Annotated in this window: 22 protein-coding genes and 2 tRNA genes; 13 read left to right on the forward strand and 11 right to left on the reverse strand. The window is 61.6% G+C overall.

The window, feature by feature from the left end; genetic code table 11:
- The first annotated feature begins 260 nt into the window (after window positions 1–260).
- The 9 genes from ACFOOL_RS06690 to folK all read left to right on the forward strand — a co-directional run bounded on the left by ACFOOL_RS06690 (window position 261) and on the right by folK (window position 6314).
- A complete protein-coding gene (locus ACFOOL_RS06690; RefSeq protein ID WP_380096046.1) occupies window positions 261–512 on the forward strand; it encodes a GlsB/YeaQ/YmgE family stress response membrane protein in 252 nt (83 codons plus the stop codon).
- Window positions 513–771: 259 nt separating this feature from the next.
- The gene (cysP, locus tag ACFOOL_RS06695) at window positions 772–1770 is read left to right on the forward strand and encodes a thiosulfate ABC transporter substrate-binding protein CysP (protein WP_380096048.1); all 999 of its coding nucleotides are present in this window, start codon (window positions 772–774) and stop codon (window positions 1768–1770) included.
- 288 nt (window positions 1771–2058) lie between these two features.
- A complete protein-coding gene (gene cysT, locus ACFOOL_RS06700; protein ID WP_380096050.1) occupies window positions 2059–2895 on the forward strand; it encodes a sulfate ABC transporter permease subunit CysT in 837 nt (278 codons plus the stop codon).
- The gene (cysW, locus tag ACFOOL_RS06705; RefSeq protein WP_380096052.1) at window positions 2895–3923 is read left to right on the forward strand and encodes a sulfate ABC transporter permease subunit CysW; all 1029 of its coding nucleotides are present in this window, start codon (window positions 2895–2897) and stop codon (window positions 3921–3923) included. Before cysT ends, cysW begins: the two co-directional genes overlap by 1 nt.
- 136 nt (window positions 3924–4059) lie before the next feature.
- Window positions 4060–4368 carry a type II toxin-antitoxin system MqsR family toxin gene (locus ACFOOL_RS06710; protein ID WP_380096153.1) on the forward strand — a complete coding sequence of 103 codons (309 nt, stop codon included), beginning with the start codon at window positions 4060–4062 and terminating at the stop codon, window positions 4366–4368.
- The gene (locus ACFOOL_RS06715; RefSeq protein WP_380096155.1) at window positions 4298–4549 is read left to right on the forward strand and encodes a hypothetical protein; all 252 of its coding nucleotides are present in this window, start codon (window positions 4298–4300) and stop codon (window positions 4547–4549) included. The genes ACFOOL_RS06710 and ACFOOL_RS06715 overlap by 71 nt, the downstream gene beginning before the upstream one ends.
- A gap of 69 nt (window positions 4550–4618) precedes the next feature.
- On the forward strand, window positions 4619–5470 hold the full coding sequence (gene folP / locus ACFOOL_RS06720; protein ID WP_380096054.1) for a dihydropteroate synthase: 852 nt from the start codon (window positions 4619–4621) through the stop codon (window positions 5468–5470).
- 26 nt (window positions 5471–5496) lie between these two features.
- Window positions 5497–5883: a dihydroneopterin aldolase gene (gene folB / locus ACFOOL_RS06725; RefSeq protein ID WP_380096056.1), complete on the forward strand. Its 387-nt coding sequence runs from the start codon at window positions 5497–5499 to the stop codon at window positions 5881–5883.
- Complete coding sequence (folK, locus tag ACFOOL_RS06730; protein ID WP_380096058.1) at window positions 5883–6314, forward strand: 2-amino-4-hydroxy-6-hydroxymethyldihydropteridine diphosphokinase; 432 nt, start codon at window positions 5883–5885, stop codon at window positions 6312–6314. Before folB ends, folK begins: the two co-directional genes overlap by 1 nt.
- A 111-nt stretch (window positions 6315–6425) precedes the next feature.
- Here the strand turns inward: folK and ACFOOL_RS06735 are convergent, their stop codons facing one another.
- The 3 genes from ACFOOL_RS06735 to ACFOOL_RS06745 all read right to left on the reverse strand — a co-directional run bounded on the left by ACFOOL_RS06735 (window position 6426) and on the right by ACFOOL_RS06745 (window position 8703).
- Entirely contained in the window at window positions 6426–6836 is a 411-nt protein-coding gene (locus ACFOOL_RS06735) for a c-type cytochrome (RefSeq protein ID WP_380096060.1), read from the reverse strand.
- 5 nt (window positions 6837–6841) lie between these two features.
- Window positions 6842–8437, reverse strand: coding sequence for an FAD-dependent oxidoreductase (locus ACFOOL_RS06740; RefSeq protein ID WP_380096062.1), 1596 nt, complete (start codon window positions 8435–8437; stop codon window positions 6842–6844).
- A 192-nt stretch (window positions 8438–8629) separates the two neighbouring features.
- Window positions 8630–8703 (reverse strand) — tRNA-Gly (locus tag ACFOOL_RS06745).
- 197 nt (window positions 8704–8900) lie between these two features.
- Here ACFOOL_RS06745 and ACFOOL_RS06750 point away from each other — a divergent pair.
- Window positions 8901–8985, forward strand: a tRNA-Tyr gene (locus tag ACFOOL_RS06750).
- Between the two features lie 247 nt (window positions 8986–9232).
- Here ACFOOL_RS06750 and ACFOOL_RS06755 read toward each other — a convergent pair.
- Window positions 9233–9442, reverse strand: coding sequence for a hypothetical protein (locus ACFOOL_RS06755; protein WP_380096064.1), 210 nt, complete (start codon window positions 9440–9442; stop codon window positions 9233–9235).
- On the opposite strand from ACFOOL_RS06755, the gene ACFOOL_RS06760 reads away from it, so the two are divergent.
- Window positions 9432–9968 carry a thermonuclease family protein gene (locus tag ACFOOL_RS06760; protein ID WP_380096066.1) on the forward strand — a complete coding sequence of 179 codons (537 nt, stop codon included), beginning with the start codon at window positions 9432–9434 and terminating at the stop codon, window positions 9966–9968. The two genes, ACFOOL_RS06755 and ACFOOL_RS06760, sit on opposite strands and share 11 nt — an antisense overlap.
- A gap of 283 nt (window positions 9969–10251) precedes the next feature.
- On the opposite strand, the gene proX is transcribed toward ACFOOL_RS06760, so the two are convergent.
- The 5 genes from proX to ACFOOL_RS06785 all read right to left on the reverse strand — a co-directional run bounded on the left by proX (window position 10252) and on the right by ACFOOL_RS06785 (window position 13609).
- The gene (proX, locus tag ACFOOL_RS06765) at window positions 10252–11259 is read right to left on the reverse strand and encodes a glycine betaine/L-proline ABC transporter substrate-binding protein ProX (protein ID WP_380096068.1); all 1008 of its coding nucleotides are present in this window, start codon (window positions 11257–11259) and stop codon (window positions 10252–10254) included.
- A gap of 9 nt (window positions 11260–11268) precedes the next feature.
- On the reverse strand, window positions 11269–11934 hold the full coding sequence (locus tag ACFOOL_RS06770; RefSeq protein WP_380096070.1) for a cysteine hydrolase family protein: 666 nt from the start codon (window positions 11932–11934) through the stop codon (window positions 11269–11271).
- 239 nt (window positions 11935–12173) lie between these two features.
- Complete coding sequence (locus ACFOOL_RS06775; RefSeq protein WP_380096072.1) at window positions 12174–12545, reverse strand: DUF1515 family protein; 372 nt, start codon at window positions 12543–12545, stop codon at window positions 12174–12176.
- A 51-nt stretch (window positions 12546–12596) separates the two neighbouring features.
- Entirely contained in the window at window positions 12597–12974 is a 378-nt protein-coding gene (locus tag ACFOOL_RS06780) for a hypothetical protein (RefSeq protein ID WP_380096073.1), read from the reverse strand.
- Between the two features lie 2 nt (window positions 12975–12976).
- Complete coding sequence (locus tag ACFOOL_RS06785) at window positions 12977–13609, reverse strand: glycoside hydrolase family 108 protein (protein WP_380096075.1); 633 nt, start codon at window positions 13607–13609, stop codon at window positions 12977–12979.
- Window positions 13610–13937: 328 nt separating this feature from the next.
- On the opposite strand from ACFOOL_RS06785, the gene ACFOOL_RS06790 reads away from it, so the two are divergent.
- Both ACFOOL_RS06790 and ACFOOL_RS06795 read left to right on the forward strand, forming a co-directional pair.
- A complete protein-coding gene (locus ACFOOL_RS06790) occupies window positions 13938–14129 on the forward strand; it encodes a sunset domain-containing protein (protein WP_380096077.1) in 192 nt (63 codons plus the stop codon).
- A complete protein-coding gene (locus tag ACFOOL_RS06795) occupies window positions 14126–14362 on the forward strand; it encodes a hypothetical protein (protein ID WP_380096079.1) in 237 nt (78 codons plus the stop codon). Before ACFOOL_RS06790 ends, ACFOOL_RS06795 begins: the two co-directional genes overlap by 4 nt.
- Before the next feature lie 27 nt (window positions 14363–14389).
- On the opposite strand, the gene ACFOOL_RS06800 is transcribed toward ACFOOL_RS06795, so the two are convergent.
- Window positions 14390–14698 (reverse strand): hypothetical protein, encoded by a 309-nt coding sequence (locus tag ACFOOL_RS06800; protein WP_380096081.1) that lies wholly within the window; start codon window positions 14696–14698, stop codon window positions 14390–14392.
- Window positions 14699–14700: 2 nt separating this feature from the next.
- The gene (locus ACFOOL_RS06805; protein WP_380096082.1) at window positions 14701–16923 is read right to left on the reverse strand and encodes a hypothetical protein; all 2223 of its coding nucleotides are present in this window, start codon (window positions 16921–16923) and stop codon (window positions 14701–14703) included.
- Window positions 16924–16935 lie beyond the last annotated feature (12 nt).

Genomic DNA, 16935 nt, shown 5'->3' on the forward strand with positions numbered 1-16935 from the left:
CAATACCCCGCGATACCCGCCAAATGACCCTCCAGTTCTCACCAGATTAAACCGGACAGCAGTGGGTCGAGCCCGAGGGCAGCGCAGCGTTGGTGTGGGCAACAAAACACCAATCCAGGAAAGCCAAAATAACCCCTCCGTCCAAGGGGAGGGGAATGCTCCCACGCCGCACAAAACACCTCGCTCCGAACCGATCTTGCGTTTTCCGTCCACTGTGCCACCCTTTCGCTGTCAACAGACTCAGCGCGAGGAGAAAGCAAATGGGTTTTGACGGAGTGGGCTGGATTGCGGCCATCATCATCGGCGGCGTCGCCGGGTGGCTGGCAAGCATGTTCATGAATGCCGGCGGCGGCGTGCTCAAGAATGTCCTTCTGGGTATCGTCGGCGCCATTCTCGCCAGCCTGGTCTTCGGGCTTCTGGGGATCTCCTTCGGCGGCTGGATCGGCTATCTGATTGCCGGCTTCATCGGAGCCTGCATCATCATCATCATCGGCCGGGCCGTGTCGAAATAGCATTCGAGGAGGATGCGGAAACTCTGGCCGGTGTGCGCCCGCAAGGGATTCACGCCGCTCAGGCGCCGGTCGCCCCCGGGCGGCCGGTCTTTCCCGCGGAAAGGAATTGGCGCGGAAGCGCGGCCCCGCGCAACGTCTTTGCCCCCGCGCAGCGGCCGGTAAATTACTCGTCCGAAGCAGGCATTTAGCTCTTTACGCCACTGCCGGCGCCGTCGCATCACCATCGGCAATCCGACCAAGCCGATGGAATTCGCGTCACATGAACAAGCTTTTCGCCTCCGCTTTCGCCGCCCTGGCCCTGGCCGCAACGCCGGCCCTGGCCCAGCCCACCGACATCCTCAACGCCTCCTACGATATCGGCCGCGAACTGTTCGACGCCGAGAACGCCACCTTCGTTCCCGCCTATGAGGCGGCCCATGGCGCCGCGATCACCGTCAACCAGTCCCATGCCGGCACCTCCACCCAGGCCCGCGCCATTCTCGAGGGCCTGCCCGCCGACGTCGTCACCTTCAATCAGGTGACCGATATCGAGCGGCTGGTCGAGGGCGGCTTCGTTTCCGCCGACTGGCAGCAGGCCTTTCCCAACCAGGCCTCGCCCTTTTATTCGCTGCCCGCCTTTCTCGTCCGCGCCGGCAATCCCAAGAACATCACCTCCTGGGCCGATCTGGCCCGCGACGACGTTCAGGTGATTTTCCCCAATCCCAAGACCTCCGGCAATGGCCGCTACACCTATCTGGCGGCCCGCGCCTGGGCCAATGAGGAGTTCGCCGATGACGGCGCCAAGGTCGAGGACTATCTCACGAAAGTCTTCCTCAACGTCCCCGTCTTCGAGACCGGCGGGCGCGGCGCCACCACCGCCTTCACCGAGCGCCAGCTCGGCGACGTGCTCATCACCTTCGAGGCCGAGGTGCTGAGCGCGGTCGAGCTGCTGGGCGCCGACAAATACGAGGCCGTGGTGCCCCCCGTCAGCCTGCTGGCCGAATTTCCCGTCGCCATCGTCGACAAGGTGGTCGACGCCCGCGGCAGCCGCGACCTCGCCCGCGCCTATCTGGAATTCCTCTACTCCCCCGAGGGCCAGCATATCGTGGCGGAGCGCAATCACCGCCCCAATGACGAGGCCGTCGCCGCCGAATTCGCCGACCGCTTCCCCGAAGTCCGGCTCGTCACCGCCGAGGACGGCTTCGGCGGCTGGGCCCGGATCAGCGAGGAACACTTCGCCGATGGCGGCCTGCTCGACCAGGTCTTCGTCAACCAGTAGCCGCGGCATTCCCTCCCTCCTTGGAGGCAAGGGAATTGCATATGAGCCAGACGGTGCAATGGCCGCTGTCGCGTTCCCCTCCCCCTTGAGGGGAGGGGTTAGGGGTGGGGGTTCCGCGCTGTCGATTTTCTCGATGGATCAATCGGATTCCCGAACCCCCACCCTCATTCCCTCCCCTCAAGGGGGAGGGAGGTGAAGGGATCGTCCTCACAGATTTTTTCATATGCGATTGCCCTGCCCTTGAGGGGAATCCCCGCCACCCCACGAACCAAAACCAGCGAGCCCCCCATGTCCAGACCCGCCAGCAAGCATCTCCTGCCCGGTTTCGGCCTGACCATGGGCATTTCGCTGTTCTACATCACCCTCATCATCCTGCTGCCCATCGCCGCCATGCTGCTCAAGCTCGCCGGCATGGGCTGGCCGGAGTTCTGGCGCATCGTCAGCTCGCCCCGGGCCGTCGCCGCCTACCGGATCACCTTCACCTCGGCCCTTTGCGCCACCGTCCTCAACGGGCTGATCGGCCTGCTGCTGGCCTTCGTGCTCACCCGCTACCGTTTCCCCGGGCGCCGCGTCCTCGATGCGCTGGTGGACCTGCCCTTCGCCCTGCCCACCGCCGTCGCCGGGCTGGTCCTGGTCACGCTGTTCGCCCAGACCGGCTGGTATGGCCAGTTTCTCGAACCCGGCGGCATCAAGGTCAATTACACCCAGCTCGGCATCATCGCCGCCATGACCTTCACCTCCATTCCCTTCGTCGTGCGCGCCGTGCAGCCGGTGCTGGAGGAGCTGGACCAGAGCCTCGAGGCGGCGGCCCATACGCTGGGCGCCACCCCCTTCCAGGTCTTCACCCGCATCATCTGGCCCGCCATCCTGCCCGCCTTCATCGGCGGCTGCGTCCTGTCCTTCGCCCGCTCGCTGGGCGAATTCGGCGCGGTCATCTTCATCGCCGGCAATTTGCCCGGGGTGACCGAGATCGTTTCGCTGCTGATCTATATCCGGCTCGACGAATATAATTACGAAGCCGCCGCCGCCCTCGCCTTCGTGCTGCTGCTGGTCGCCTTCCTCACCCTTCTCGCCACCAACGCCCTCGCCGCCTGGCAGACGCGCTATGTCGAAAGGAGCGCCTGATGCCCCCGCTCTCGCAGCCCCGCAGCTTCGCCTCTTCCCTTGCGGGAGAACTCGACCCGCTTGCCGGTCGGCGCCCGTCCTCTGCCGACCCCCACGATGGAAGGCACCGGGCGCGGAACTTCCGGACCCGCCCTGGCCCCATCTTCGGAAACGGGCCCGCCGGCGCTGCCGCCGCAACGCCCTCGTCCGCCGGGAAAGCGGCGCCGCGCCCCGGGCAATCCCATGCGACCGTCCGGTCCCCCGCCGAGATCGCCCTCATCGCCCTCGCCGTGCTGCTTGCCGGGCTCACCCTGCTGGTGCCGCTGGCGCTGATCTTCTCCTTTGCCCTGCGCGAGGGCCTGGGCGTCTATTTTTCCAATATAGTCGAGCCCAATACCCGCCACGCCATCCTGCTCACCGTGCTCACCGCCCTGGTGGTGGTCCCGGTCAATATCGTGGTCGGGGCGGCGCTGGCCTGGCTGGTCACCCGTTTCCGCTTTCGCGGCCGCCAGCTTCTGGTGAGCTTCATCGACCTGCCCGCCGCCATGAGCCCCATCGTCGCCGGCGTCACCTATCTGTTCCTCTATGGCGGCCAGGGCCTGTTCGGGCCGGCCCTGCAGGCGGCCGGCCTCCAGGTCATGTTCACCCCGCTCGCCATCGTTCTCGTCAGCCTCTTCGTCACCGCGCCCTATGCGGCCCGCGAGCTCATCCCGATGATGAGCCAGCAGGGCACCGAGGACGAGGAGGCCGCTTTGTCGCTCGGCGCCACCGGCTGGCAGATGTTCCGCTATGTCACCCTGCCCAACATCTCCTGGGCGCTGGTCTATGGCGCCGTGCTCACCAATGCCCGCGTCATGGGCGAATTCGGCGCCGTCTCCGTCGTTTCCGGCGCCATCCGCGGCCAGACCAATACCCTGCCCCTGCAGATCAACCTGCTGTTCAACGACTTCAACATCACCGGCGCCTTCGCCGCCGCCTCCACCCTCACCCTCATCGCCGTGGCCACCCTGGCGATCAAGGCGGCGCTGGAGGCACGGCGGCGGCAATAGTTGCACCGGCCGATGATTTGCCCGAGGATGGGCAGGCGTCGGATCGATCGAATTTCGGGAGCAGATGGAAAAGCTGAAGCCGACTTACGACCTTAGCCGTCTTCAGCACGTTCTCGGTTCGGTCTCGACATTGGCAATGACCACGAGAGCGGCGCAGGACGCGCGTGGGCTCGGCTTCGACAGCCAGGCCATTGCCGCCATCATTCGGTCCATTGAACGTCCTATGTTCTACAAGTCCATGACCACCTATATGGACTCATCACGCTGGCAGGACGTCTATCATGTTCCTGCCGGTGACCTGATGTTATATATATCAAGTTTCAGGCGGACATCGTCACCGAATTCATCGTTGTTTCGTTCAAGCAGAGATAGAAATGGCCACCGCCAGCACACGTCTTCCAGAAACGATGGTATCGCCCGAAACCGGCGAAACGCTTTTCCGTGATATCCGGCCCGTGCGCATAAGCTATGGGGAAGACAGCATCGTGGTTGATCTGCCGGGATATTATCCCCGTTACGGCAATGATGGTGTACATGTCGGTGACGATATGCGGACAGCCGACAAAGCCCTGGAAATTCTGAAGAAGCGGGCGGCAGAACGGCAGTCAGGCCCCACCCCCTCCTGACCCGACATCGCTTAGCCTCGAGCGCGCCGCCCCGCTCCGCAGATGCGGCAGTCACCTTTGTAGCGGATCATGCACAGCACCCACTCCATCCCCCTGCGCCATCGCCCGCCGCTTGTTCTGGGCCCGCGCGCGCTGGTCATGGGCATTCTCAACGTCACACCCGACAGCTTTTCCGATGGCGGCCGCCACGACCGGGTCGACGCCGCCCTTGCCCATGCGCGGCTGATGCTGGCGGAAGGGGCGGATATTCTCGATATCGGCGGCGAAAGCACCCGTCCCGGCGCCGAGCCGGTCGGCGTCGAGCAGGAGCTGGACCGCGTGGTGCCGGTCATCGAGGCCATCCGCGCCGCCGGTATTGCAGTCCCCATCTCCATCGACACCATGAAGCCCCCGGTCGCGGATCGGGCTATCGAGGCCGGGGCCGATATCGTCAACGACGTCAACGGCCTCCAGGGCGCCCCGGAAATGGCCGGGATCGCCGCCCGGCACCAGGCGCCGGTCATCGCCATGCACTGGGACCGGGGCTGGACCGCCGCGACCGGGCCGTTGCCCGCCATGGTCCGCTATTTCGAGCGTACCCTCGCCATCGCCGAAACTGCCGGCATCGATGCCGCCCGCGTCGTTCTCGACCCGGGTTTCGGCTTCACCAAGACCCTCGACCAGAACTATGGCATTCTCCGCCAACTCGCTGATTTGAAGAACTCTTTCCCGAAAAATGCCCTTCTCGTCGGCACCTCGCGAAAATCCATGATCGGCCGGCTGCTCGACAACCAGCCGCATGAGCGCCTGCCCGGCACCATCGCCACCAGCGTTCAGGGCTATGAGCGCGGCGGCCATATTTTCCGCGTCCATGATGTCGCGCCCAACCGCGATGCCCTTCGCGTGGCCGAGGCGACATTGTATGGTCCGGGCCGGACCTGATCCCCACCCCGTCCGGAGCCATTGCCATGACCAGCCCTTTTTCCGGCGACCGCATCATCCTCAGCGATCTGGGCTTTTACGGCTATCACGGCCTCTATAGTGAGGAGAATGCGCTGGGCCAGCGTTTCTTCATCGACCTGCAATGCGGTGTCGATCTGTCGGGACCGGCCGAGACCGACGCCATCGGCGCCACCGTCTCCTATGCCGATATCTATGAAGCGGTGAAATCCGCCTTCGAGACCAAGCGCATGAACCTCATCGAGGCCGTCGCCCAGAATATCGTCGACGCCATTTTCGCCGCCTTCGCCGATGTGGGCTGGGTCATCGTGCGCGTGCGCAAGCCGGAGGCGCCCATCGCCATGGTGCGGGGCGAGGCGGCGATCGAGCTGCATCGCCTCCGGCCCCCCGCCTGATGGCCCGGGCCTGGCTCAGCCTCGGCGCCAATATCGGCGATCCGCCGGCCCAGCTGGCCGAGGCCATGCGCCGGCTCGCCGCCCATGGCCGCATCGCGGTGGTGGCGCGGTCCTCGGTGATCCGCACCCCGCCCTGGGGCAAGACCGACCAGCCCGATTTCGCCAATATGGCCGCCGAGATCGACACCTCCCTTTCCCCCATCGACCTGCTGCATGCCTGTCTCGACATCGAGCGCGACATGGGCCGGGTGCGTCACGAGGTATGGGGGCCGCGCCTCATCGATATCGACCTCATCGCCTATGACCGGGTGGAGATGGAAACGGCGAAGCTGACACTGCCCCATCGCTTCGCCCATGAGCGCGATTTCGTCCTCGTGCCCCTGCGCGAGATCGCCCCCGAAACCGCGGAATGGCTGCTCGCGCGGCACTGAATGCAGCGCGAAATGCTAACGATGTGCTGGCGTTCGGCGGGCAAATGCGGACGACCGTCCGGACATGGCGGCCGAAACCCGGCCGCCATGAAAATCGTACCCGATCGGGGCCTATCGGGCTCCGGCCACCATGTCGGCGGTCGCCGGTTCGTCCTGATAGTCATTGCCGAAATGGGTGCGGATATAGTTCACCACCTGGGCGATCTGTTCATCGTTGAGCACCCCGCCCAGCGGCGGCATGGCGCCGCTGCCGTGCACGACCATGTAGATGGGGTAATCGGCGAATTCCAGCATCTCGTTATCGGCCAGGGCCGGATAGTGCCCGGCTCCCACCGCGCCCGCTCCATCCGCCATGTGGCAGCTGGTGCATACGGCATCGTAAATGCCCTTGCCCGTGCTCTGGGTGAGCACGGAGGAGCTGGCGAACCAGGCTTGGCTATCGTCGCCCGCCGTGGTGTCCTGTGCGCTTGCGGTAGTGGAGCCGAGAACCAGCGCAGCGGCTAAAGTGATGAGAACACGCATTTTTCTTACTTTCCTGCTGCGTTGGAGGCGACTTCGTGCAAGCGGGTGATGGCGTCCAGCGAGGACAGCAGAGCCCCTTCCATCCAGGCCGGCAGATAGGACAGGTGCTCGCCTGCGCACACGATGCGGCGATCCATCGCCACCCCGTCCTGATACTGCGCCTCCTTGTCCTGCCAGGCGCCATAGCACCCCAGCGTCCAGGGCACGCGGTGCCAGGCGACGGCCACGCCGGCCTTGAACTCCTCCTTCATCTGCGGATGGATCTGGCTGCCGAACTCCACCGTGCGGCTGATGCGCTCCTCCGGCGTCATCGAGGAGAACTGGTAAGCCGTCGCCCCCCAGGAATAGCAGCCCAGCAGCACGCCCGGCTTGTCGGAAAGATAGTCGTTGGACGGGTAGGAGATCTGCGAGATCGGCAGGTCCGTATAGGTGGTGCCGCCGTAGATGTGCTCGTCCTCTTCCCAGAAGCGGCGCTTGAACTCGACCCCGACCTTGATCGACGCATTATAGGACATCGTCGAGATGACATTGCTCAGCGAGGAAGAGAAGTCGTGGTCGATCTGCCCGAGGATCGAGAACGGAATCGTGCAGACGCAGTAATCGGCAGTCGTGGTGACTTCCGCATCGCCCTGGTCCATGTCCTCATAAACGACGGTGACGCCATCATCGTCCTGCCTGATCTGGGTCACGCGCTTCCGATACTTGACCAGATCGCCCAGATTCTCCGCCATGGCCCGCGCGATCATGTCCATGCCGCCCTTGGGCTGGAAGATCGGCATGGAGCTGTTCAGGGCCTCGCTGGTGGCGAGGCGGCTCCACAGGCCGGAGCTGAGCAGCGTCGACAAGTCCATGATTTCATTGGCGATCGGCGCGCCGTCCACGCCGCCGCCCGGCGCCCGCTCATATCCGCGGCGGGCGCTGGCCGTATTGCCGGAGACATATTCGTTGTCGGCATTCAGCGCCCCGAAAGTGCGCAGGCCCGCCAGAAGATTCTCCTTGTCCTCGTCGGACAGGACCTCGTCGAGCGCCCCCTGATTGGTCACCTTGGAGAGCAGGTCCGAGATATGCCCGCGGAAATCGGAATTGATTTCCCGGTAGCGCACCGGCTTGCCGTCCAGCGCATCCTTCGAGTGCACATAGGCGAAATTGTTGATCTGGATCAGCGGCTCCAGCTCGACGCCCAGGCGCCGGCAATAGTCGATGATGCCGTAGTGGTTGTAGGGCACCCGCCACGGCCCGGGATTGAAGTAATTCCCTTCGGCGAAATCGACCTTCTGAACCGCGCCGCCGAGCTCTTCATAGGTATCGCCGGCCCGGATGGTCCAGCAGCGTCCGCCGGCGACATCGCGGAATTCGATGACTTCGACTTCATAGCCGGCGTCGCGCAATTCCATGGCGGCGACCATTCCGGCGATGCCGGCCCCCAGCACCAGCACCTTCTTGTTGGCCGGGGCGGTGCCCAGCTTGATCGGGCCGGCATAGGGGGAAGCCTGCGCCAGTCCCATCATGCCCATTGTCTGGTACATCAGCGCGGCGCCGCCGACGGCGCCCACCATGGTCAGGAAATCTCTTCGGGTCGGGTTGCCGATTTGGTCGCCCATAACTCTCTCCAAGCTAGTCATCCGACCAGCCTAACAACAAGTTTTAAAAAGACAATCGCCGTTCGAACCACACCCCTGCCCCGGTTGGAAGCAGTGTGCAAAGCCTTGACCTGCCGGTCTTTTCGGCCCGGCCGCGCAACACCGCCAGTGAAGCGGGTGTCATGCCGTAAACAGGATTTTTGAGGAGTTGTATGGAGCGGGTAGCGGGAATCGAACCCGCGTATTCAGCTTGGAAGGCTGCTGCTCTACCATTGAGCTATACCCGCCCGCAGGGCGAAGCCACCGCTCCGCTTAGCGCGATCGGGGCCGATCTGGCAAGAGCGCCGGGACGGTGCCGGCCAAAAAATGACAACAACGTCAATTTCTTGCGGGCAAGGCTTGCTAGGGTGTTGACACCTTCGTCCCCGCCCACCATAAACCGCCCGACGAGATGCAAGCGCGCCTCGTCTCCTGCCCGTTATGTGGAGGGGTGGGAGAGTGGTTAAATCCATCAGACTGTAAATCTGACGCCTTAGGCTACACTGGTTCGAATCCAGTCCCCTCCACCACCGCTCAAAACGGCCATTGATTTAAAATAGCTTTTTGGCGTTTTTGGCTAACTCATTTTAGGGTTAGCCATTCTTGTGTTCGCGATTTCACCCAATGGAATGGCGATGGTCACCTGCGCCCGGCCAGATGTCTGCTAATGACTGAACTTGCCCTGCCTTGAGCGTGGTAATGTCTGTTCGGCATTCATGCTATTGCTGGCTCATGGTCCGCGTCCCAACAAGCGTTAGCGTGCGTCATATTCTCGGCCTATCGGAAGATCAGGTTGTCGAGGGCTCGACGAACGATGCCGAAGCCGCCGAACTGCTGGAGGCAATTGACCGAAAAGTGCGAGAGCTCGACCGGAAGAATAGCGGAATCGACACTCCCTCCCGGAAGCAGCGCCGCCCGTTCAATGAGACCTAAGTAGGTTCCCCACTTCTGGGGCCAGAAGGCCTCACGGAGCGAAATGAAGTTCATCAGGCTCAGACCTAAACGCCCTCGGCCCAGGCGTCCCGCCCCACCGCAACGAGATGCGGTCACCCCGGCGCTGGGTGTAATTGCCCTCTTTGCCGTCTGCGGTCTTGGCTGGATTGCAGTCGATCAATTCTTGCCTGCCAGCAGCCAAGTCGCGACCTTTGCCGGGACTGCACAGGAACGGACCGCTCGATTTTCGATGTGCGGCCGAAATCGCCATACATGCGTCGTGGACGGTGACACGATCTGGCTCGATGGCCAAAACCTGCGCTTGCAGAGCTACGACACACCGGAACCCCATAACGACATCTGCGGTGGTCAGGCAGAGGTCGCTCTGGCCCACCGCGCTAGCGCCAGGTTGCTGGAACTGCTCAATTCCAATTCCTTCACGGTCCAGACCTCTGGGCAAGACCGCTATGGCCGCGTCCTGGCGACGATCCGCATTGGCGGGCGGGACGTGGGAGATATCCTCATCGAGGAGGGGCTGGCTCGCCGGTGGCCGGATGGCCATGAGTGGTGGTGCGAATAGCGCCGTTGCGCGCCCAGTCATTCGGGTCCGGAGGTCTGCTTGTCCCTTCCCGCGCAGACCGCCTGTTCCCGTTCCGGGTATGGCAGTGGCCGCCCGTGGGGATGCGCTGTGCGGCCTGACAAATGACAAACTCATCCGGCTGGTGATGCTGTGCCCCAAGGGCAGAACAAAGCCCGGGACTCACATCATTCATGATCCAAAGGCTTCCAAGCCAAGCCAAGAAAAGCCCCGACCGTGAGGCCGGGGCAATTGCTGATGCTTTGGTACTGAGCTTTGAAGAATTTTACTGTTCTAGCGCAGCCCTAGCTTCTTCGATCCATCCGTCGAAAGTCTCCTGGTTGGCAGCAATCCACTCTTGAGCGTGCCGGCGCACATCTTCATCGCTGTTCTCGCCATCCCGCATACGAACATTTTGCTCGCCCACTGCATCTAGAGGAATCTCCATAACCTCAAAGAGACGGCGAACATCCGGATTTTCCTCAAGGAACTCAACGTTGCCTACCGGCCGAATATCGTTGGCCGGAAAACCCATCTCGCATGGATCGCTAGAGCAGCCCGAGACTCCTGCAATTGCGGTATGGCCCTCGAACTGAGACTGCCCCTCAGGGAGGGACGAATAAGGCACCTCAAGCCATACCACATCCTCGCCGGGCATCAGTTCTCCGAGCACCCAATTTGGGGTCCAGGTGTAGAAGAAGATCGGCTCGCCAGTCTCATGGGCCGCCACAGCATCTGCCATCGCAGGATCGTAGGCCGCCGTTATCAGCTCAATATGCTCCTCCAGCCCAAATTCACTTATGTGATGATCGATAACGAGGCCGCAATCCCATCCGGGCGGGCAGGCAACCATATCGGCGACGCCGTTACCGCTGCGATCGAATAGGGCTGATATCTTCGGGTCGGTAAAATCGGCCAGCGAAGTGATGCCGTATTCATCGGCCGTCTTCTTATCAATCAGATAGCCTTCAAGTGCGCCGCCACGGATAACGTAACCGACCGCTTCGAGATTATCGAACATGGTCAGGCGATCGTTGAAAAGCGGGAACCACTCCATGACCGAAAAGTCCGCATCACGCTGACTGAGGGCTTCATATCGAACAGCATCATCAAGAGTGACGGGCTCATTCACAGAGTGTCCAAGCTCACGTAGCGCAGCAATGTAAACTTCGGTATCAAACCAACCTGAATCCCAGGTTCCCCGAGCCGGATTGATTTCCGCAGCCAATGCATGGGGGGAGCCGAGAAGAAGCATCGCCGCGGTGATGGCGATAGTGTTTTTTCCAACGGGCATGATGATCCCTTATATCTGGTCGTAGAGTTGTTTGATGGTTTCAGCTTCAAAAAGGAACTGAGACGGGACAGAGAATTTCCACGACCTATAGGGCTCACCTCTCATCAATTTGACAGCCTGTTCGGCCACTACGATTTCGCCGCCGTAAAGCCAATTCGCCATGCTTAGAATGGCAGATTTATGCATTGTCCGTGTGGCCGTGGTCATTGCATCCTTTACAAGGGTAACCCGGTAGCCCTTCCAAACGGCGTCATTGACAGTGGTCTCTACGCAGGCCTCCGTCCAAACGCCGAGTATCATCAGATTTTCGATATTCAGCCGTTGAAGAACAGATTCAAGCCGCGTCCCGAAGAATGCTGAATACCGGGTCTTATCAATGATGATGTCGCCGTCCGCGGATGCAACCTCCGGGCTGATTTGGGCTGCGTCGCTATCTTCTACGCAATGGGTAGGCTGACCGTCTTCGCCAACCTTTTCAAATCGAAGCAAGTCGGATCCGTCTCTAGCGTGCCAGTGACGCGTGTAGATAACCTGAATCCCCGCTTCCCTTGCCGCCTCAATAACCGCTCTTGAACGATCAATAACGCCTGAGTAATCGAAAACCGGCCAAGCGCCAGTTGGCCGGTTAGCTTCCTGCAAGTCAATAACTAGCAGGGCTGTTTTTGCGTTAGTCAAGAATAAAAGGTCCTTTTGGGTCGCCTTCCCCAAAACAGTTCTAATGCTCTTACAGAGCAGAATTATAGGAAACCGCTCAAGCCCGAAGCCACAACCGGGATGGGAAACGCGTAGTGGCTCCTGCGGTTTTTAACATTATGAGCCGACATGTCAAAAATGGGCGGATATCATCTGTGGACGTTCCGTCCATGAACGATACATGTCTATCGTTCACCAGGGCGCCGGCTATCTGATCTCTATTATCCGCCACTCCACTTCTGGACGATCACATCCCAGGCCCACCACAGGAATGATCCGATGGCAGCTCCGGCCATGCCCACCATAGCGAGCACCGTCACCCCGGTGATCTTCCAGCGTTTCACTTCGTTGATGGTCGGCATGACGTCATTGGTCAACTTGGCGTCGAAGGCGTCCAGCCGCTCGCGAACCTGAACATCCACCTGAGCAGATATACCGATATCGCCCTCGATCTTTCCGAGGCGGTCTGAGACTTCATCCACCCGCTCATGAAGGCGCGCCCGACTATCGCCGGACGCTTTGAGCATGGTCAAGACCTCGCTCATCTGGCCTTCCAGCCGGCCCAGGGATCGTTGCGTATTATCGTCGGTCATGCTGAACCCTGAATGCCCGAGGGAGAGGCGAGCGGCCGGAGCCGCCCGGTGTTATTTGCCGAACAGGCGCTCCCAGAGCGTGCGGGGTCGGGGCGCGGTGGATGCCCTCGCCTCGATTTCGCTGGCGGCGCGGGTGTACGGGTCGAGAGCAATCTTGCGCCCGCTGCCGGTAACGACTTGGGGGCGCACGGTGGCCCGGTAAGACTGCCACTGGCTCCACAAATACATGGCAAAGCCGATATAGGCGGAAACCGAATAGCCGCCGCCCTGCCCCTGCAAGACCGCCACAATAAGCGCCTGGTGTTCGGGCGGGAGCATCATAAACAGCGGCGCAAGCCCCGCGACCCAGGCGACCAGCTCTTGCAGCCGGCGCCAGAGCCAGCCCACCAACACGTTCTGAGTGACGGCAAGGATGATGGAAGTCAGCATGGTCAGAACCTCACTTGGGTGATGAAAAAGGCCGCTACGAGAGCGGCCAGGACGATTGCGGTGATGATGATGGTGGGTGCCCTGCCCCGTTCGGGCGGCGCTGAACCCGGTTGAGGAGGGGATTGGGCCATCGATAGGGCCTCGGCACGCACCGCAGCGACCCGGCGGGACCAGCCCTTGCCGAAGGTGGGCCATGTGGGTAGCCGCTCAAGGAAGGCGAGCCGATGTGAACACAGGTCGCCTATGACGGCAGTGGCACCGATCCGCTCGATCACCCCGAGGGTGATTGGACCGATAACGCCATCCACCGATACGCCGACGATTGTCTGGAGTGCCCTCGCTGCCCGGTCCGGGCCGGAATTGACGGCGAAGTCGAACACAGCCAGGTCGAGCCCCGCTGGTAGATCGTCGCCGCGCACCCGGCTCCAGTAATTCTTGCGGTAGATCGGCGTCACATCCTTGACAGTGAGCGCTTTAACCTCGGCCTTGGTGGCCTTGCGCCCGAGCCAGCCGGACAGCGTGCCGATGGTGACGCCCAAGTTGGTGGCTCCGCCGGGATCGGAAGGATGATCGACATAACCACCCTCGTGCTTAAGTACCTCGCCCAGCGCGTGGGCGAAGTTGTTCTTGGCCATATCGGCCTCCTATCGATGTTGAGTGAGTGAATTAACCGCTTGTTCAGACACTGCGGACAGCATGGATGGGCGCAATGTGTCCTGAACGCGCAACCCTTCCCCAGGCCTGCCTCATCGTCACCCGAGGCAGGCCTTTTGTTCAGGCGAGTTCGGCAGTCGTTGAGCCTCCGTATGCACGCGGTGCCCATGCCGCCCCGCCAGTAGTTGACGAAAGCGCAGAAATGCGGCCCACTTGCCCAAGGCAGAGGGGGGAAAGATGCGCGCTCTGAGGATGGCTGCTTTGTCGGCCGGGCTTGTACTTGCCACTGGGATGGCGAGCGTTACTTCAATGCAGGAGACCGTTGCTCAGCAGGGCGAATGCAACATCAAGGGCAACGTGAACACGCGTGGCGAGCGCATCTATCACGTTCCAGGCCAGAAATATTACAACGACACGCGGATCAGCGCATCGCACGGTGAGCGGTGGTTTTGCTCCGAAGCGGAAGCCAGGGCGGCAGGCTGGCGGAAGGCGAAGGTTTGACGACCATCACAGTAACCCCGGCCGGCATCGATAGGATCGCGCTCTCCGAACAAGTTATTGAACGCTGGGAAGATATGCTGGCCCTTGGCGCCCTTTCCTCCGAAAATCTTCGGTTGGTCGAGAATGAGATTTCTATTCTGGCCGATTATCGGGGCGAGAGTCCCGAGAAGATTGATGACCTCTTGAACCGATACCAGGCGATTGCTGATCAGTTGCGGCGGATGGTGAACTGAGGCGCAGCGTTAAGATAGGAGCGGCGTCTACCCCAACCACAGCCCATCATCCGTCACATCCTCCGGTAGCGGGTCCATAAGCTCGATCTCATCCGACCGCGTGCGCAGCCGCTCGATCTCGGCCCAGGCGGCCATGGCATCAGCCTGACGCTGTTGCAGATCGGGCGGCCAATTGGCTGGATCAGCGCCATAGGTCATGGTTGCTTCCAGTCCGGCCGCCAACGTGTTGCGCTGCTTGTCCTCGTTCATGACGGCGATGATGCGGCGGCGGGCCTCGGCCTTGATGTCCGAAACCGTGGTCTGCCGCTGAGCTTTCGGGGTGCGCAAATAGGCCATTGTCAATCTCTCCAGTGAATGACGTAATCGTGCAGCTTGACCATGACGGCAGTGGTGGAGAGCCGCCATTTCAGGCTGGTGCCGGGGTCGAGCCCGGACACATCCGCCACGCCGGAGAACATTTTGCGGCCGGGGATATCAAGCGCCACCTGCTCCATGGTGATGATGGTCCAGTCAGTGCCGTCGCGGCTGACCTCGAACACGTAATCATCGCCGATCACAGCCGCGTCGACTTCTTCCACCATAGCGAGCAGCCGCATTTCGGTGGGCGGGGCATCAGCCGTGAAGGGCTCTGAAGCGACGGTTAGGTCGTTAAATGGAGGATGGTTGAAAAGTTGAACTTCCGACATCTGCACATACGCGCCCCCATTGTTCATCGTTATGACAATTCTATGCTCGCTACAGGCGATGATCGCCTGGGCGGTGAATGTCCTGACTTGATTTGCTGTCCACCCTGTTTGGCCGGATCGTGTATCGAGAGTAAGCCATTCCGATCCGTCCCACCCTTGAAGAGTCCAGTCCCGTGGCGTACGGTTGAGGTCGCTATTCGTAGCTTGTATTGAGTATGATCCCACGCTCCGACTTGGCCCCGACCAGGCATAACTAATCCATTCCGGTGTCCCGACCGACGAGGCTGACTGGGCTACCCACGCACTGGATGCGCCCCCCAAGCCATCAAAGGCCTTCCACGCAGGGTATGACCCGCTTAACTCTGATGACGCAGAGGCCGTCCCGCTGCTCGATGTCGGTCCAGCATGTGCGTCCACCTGATTTACTGGATTGGGCTGTGAGGGCTTCAGCACTCCCGCCTCAGACGTATCGAGGTTCGTTGCCCCCGCCACGTCGATCTGATCCAGCGAGGTGAGGTCATCGGCATAGCCATTGCCGTTCGGGCCGCCACCATAGGCCCACGCCTCGCCCTCCATCATCGCCAGCTTGAGGGCGATCTGGGAAATCTCGAGGTCGTAATCCTTCGAGGGTGGAACAAGCTTCTGAATAGCCTGGGCGGTGCGCAGCGGGGTCATATAGCGGGTGTTGTCCGTGCCTGCCTCTGCTTCACCCTGCGAGGCCAGCACTATCCCAAGGCCGGTCCGAGCGGCGGCGGCGGTGGTGTCGACTGTGACGCGTCCGACCCAGAAGGACGTCAGCCCTTCAATGTCGCCCGTAGCCCCGCGAACATTGGTAGCATCCCCGGGGTCGCTCACCATGCCATCAGGCCCGACATACATACCAATTCCAGCTGTCGGCTTTGTCCCTTCCCCTCCTGTGTAGTCGACAAGTCGCACCACGCGCCGCTCCGTATCGGCAACCACCGCCAAGACGGGAGACCACCCTCGAAAGCCTTGCAGCCCCTGCTCGCCCTGCGGCCCGGTGAAGATGGCGGCTATATCCCAGCCGCCTTCATCGTTGAGTTCAACGACGCCACTGCGGTTGGCATTGATACCCCCTAAGTCGAAGACCCAGACGCGAAATCCGGGGGCCTCCTCCTCGTATATCTCAAGTCCGTCCATATCGAGAACTTCGGCTGAGTAAGAATAGCCGGCTCCCTGGCTTCCGTTGGGGACGAAGGCCATCATCAATCCATCGTCAGCAGCAAAGCCGCCGGACCCGCCCACATGGACCACCGTCAATATCCGGTAGCCTGTGCCATCTACAACCGCTGCGATGACAGAATACGAATGAAACGACGACGGATTGGATATCGAACGGAGCCAGATGCGGCCACGGACCGGAGCGACCGTTGCTCCCCACGAGTCGATTTCACCCGCAACCGACGCACCGCTGGCGTCGAGGTCGTCAACATAGATAGCCGTCACTTGGGCAGGGTCTGCATTGTTCAGGCGCAGGCGGCCCGCACCTGGATCGGAGTTGGCGGTAGCATTATCGAAGCGAAAGAAAAGGCCCTGTCGATTGGCGTTGATCGCCTGCATATCCTCGAGAACACGTCGGCTCTGCGCCGTACTGCGCTCGATAATTCCGACATAGCGGATTTCATAGGAAGCCTCTGTCATGGCCGAGCCCGGCCACGGCGCCCAAAGCTCGAGCTCGGTATCGCTCACCACCTGCTTGATGCGCTGTGGCGGCACCGACGGCTGCGCCGGGTCGCAGAACAGATCCCCGGTCATGATGGCGTCACCGCCCCAGAGCGTATTGGTGCCGGTCACAGTCGCGCTGCCGCCCGCCACCGAGACGGTCCCGGCGTCGTACCAAGTTGGAAGGGTCATGATTTACCTGAT

Source organism: Devosia honganensis (assembly GCF_042648785.1).
Lineage (GTDB): Bacteria > Pseudomonadota > Alphaproteobacteria > Rhizobiales > Devosiaceae > Devosia > Devosia honganensis.

Excerpts from the sequence above, each read along its gene's own strand:
- ACFOOL_RS06690 (WP_380096046.1), top strand. The coding sequence starts at position 261 with ATGGGTTTTGACGGAGTGGGCTGGATTGCGGCCATCATCATCGGCGGC.
- cysP (WP_380096048.1), top strand. The coding sequence starts at position 772 with ATGAACAAGCTTTTCGCCTCCGCTTTCGCCGCCCTGGCCCTGGCCGCA.
- cysT (WP_380096050.1), top strand. The coding sequence starts at position 2,059 with ATGTCCAGACCCGCCAGCAAGCATCTCCTGCCCGGTTTCGGCCTGACC.
- cysW (WP_380096052.1), top strand. The coding sequence starts at position 2,895 with ATGCCCCCGCTCTCGCAGCCCCGCAGCTTCGCCTCTTCCCTTGCGGGA.
- ACFOOL_RS06710 (WP_380096153.1), top strand. The coding sequence starts at position 4,060 with ATGACCACGAGAGCGGCGCAGGACGCGCGTGGGCTCGGCTTCGACAGC.
- ACFOOL_RS06715 (WP_380096155.1), top strand. The coding sequence starts at position 4,298 with ATGGCCACCGCCAGCACACGTCTTCCAGAAACGATGGTATCGCCCGAA.
- folP (WP_380096054.1), top strand. The coding sequence starts at position 4,619 with ATGCACAGCACCCACTCCATCCCCCTGCGCCATCGCCCGCCGCTTGTT.
- folB (WP_380096056.1), top strand. The coding sequence starts at position 5,497 with ATGACCAGCCCTTTTTCCGGCGACCGCATCATCCTCAGCGATCTGGGC.
- folK (WP_380096058.1), top strand. The coding sequence starts at position 5,883 with ATGGCCCGGGCCTGGCTCAGCCTCGGCGCCAATATCGGCGATCCGCCG.
- ACFOOL_RS06735 (WP_380096060.1), bottom strand. The coding sequence starts at position 6,836 with ATGCGTGTTCTCATCACTTTAGCCGCTGCGCTGGTTCTCGGCTCCACT.
- ACFOOL_RS06740 (WP_380096062.1), bottom strand. The coding sequence starts at position 8,437 with ATGGGCGACCAAATCGGCAACCCGACCCGAAGAGATTTCCTGACCATG.
- ACFOOL_RS06760 (WP_380096066.1), top strand. The coding sequence starts at position 9,432 with ATGAAGTTCATCAGGCTCAGACCTAAACGCCCTCGGCCCAGGCGTCCC.
- ACFOOL_RS06755 (WP_380096064.1), bottom strand. The coding sequence starts at position 9,442 with ATGAACTTCATTTCGCTCCGTGAGGCCTTCTGGCCCCAGAAGTGGGGA.
- proX (WP_380096068.1), bottom strand. The coding sequence starts at position 11,259 with ATGCCCGTTGGAAAAAACACTATCGCCATCACCGCGGCGATGCTTCTT.
- ACFOOL_RS06775 (WP_380096072.1), bottom strand. The coding sequence starts at position 12,545 with ATGACCGACGATAATACGCAACGATCCCTGGGCCGGCTGGAAGGCCAG.
- ACFOOL_RS06780 (WP_380096073.1), bottom strand. The coding sequence starts at position 12,974 with ATGCTGACTTCCATCATCCTTGCCGTCACTCAGAACGTGTTGGTGGGC.
- ACFOOL_RS06785 (WP_380096075.1), bottom strand. The coding sequence starts at position 13,609 with ATGGCCAAGAACAACTTCGCCCACGCGCTGGGCGAGGTACTTAAGCAC.
- ACFOOL_RS06790 (WP_380096077.1), top strand. The coding sequence starts at position 13,938 with ATGCAGGAGACCGTTGCTCAGCAGGGCGAATGCAACATCAAGGGCAAC.
- ACFOOL_RS06800 (WP_380096081.1), bottom strand. The coding sequence starts at position 14,698 with ATGGCCTATTTGCGCACCCCGAAAGCTCAGCGGCAGACCACGGTTTCG.
- ACFOOL_RS06805 (WP_380096082.1), bottom strand. The coding sequence starts at position 16,923 with ATGACCCTTCCAACTTGGTACGACGCCGGGACCGTCTCGGTGGCGGGC.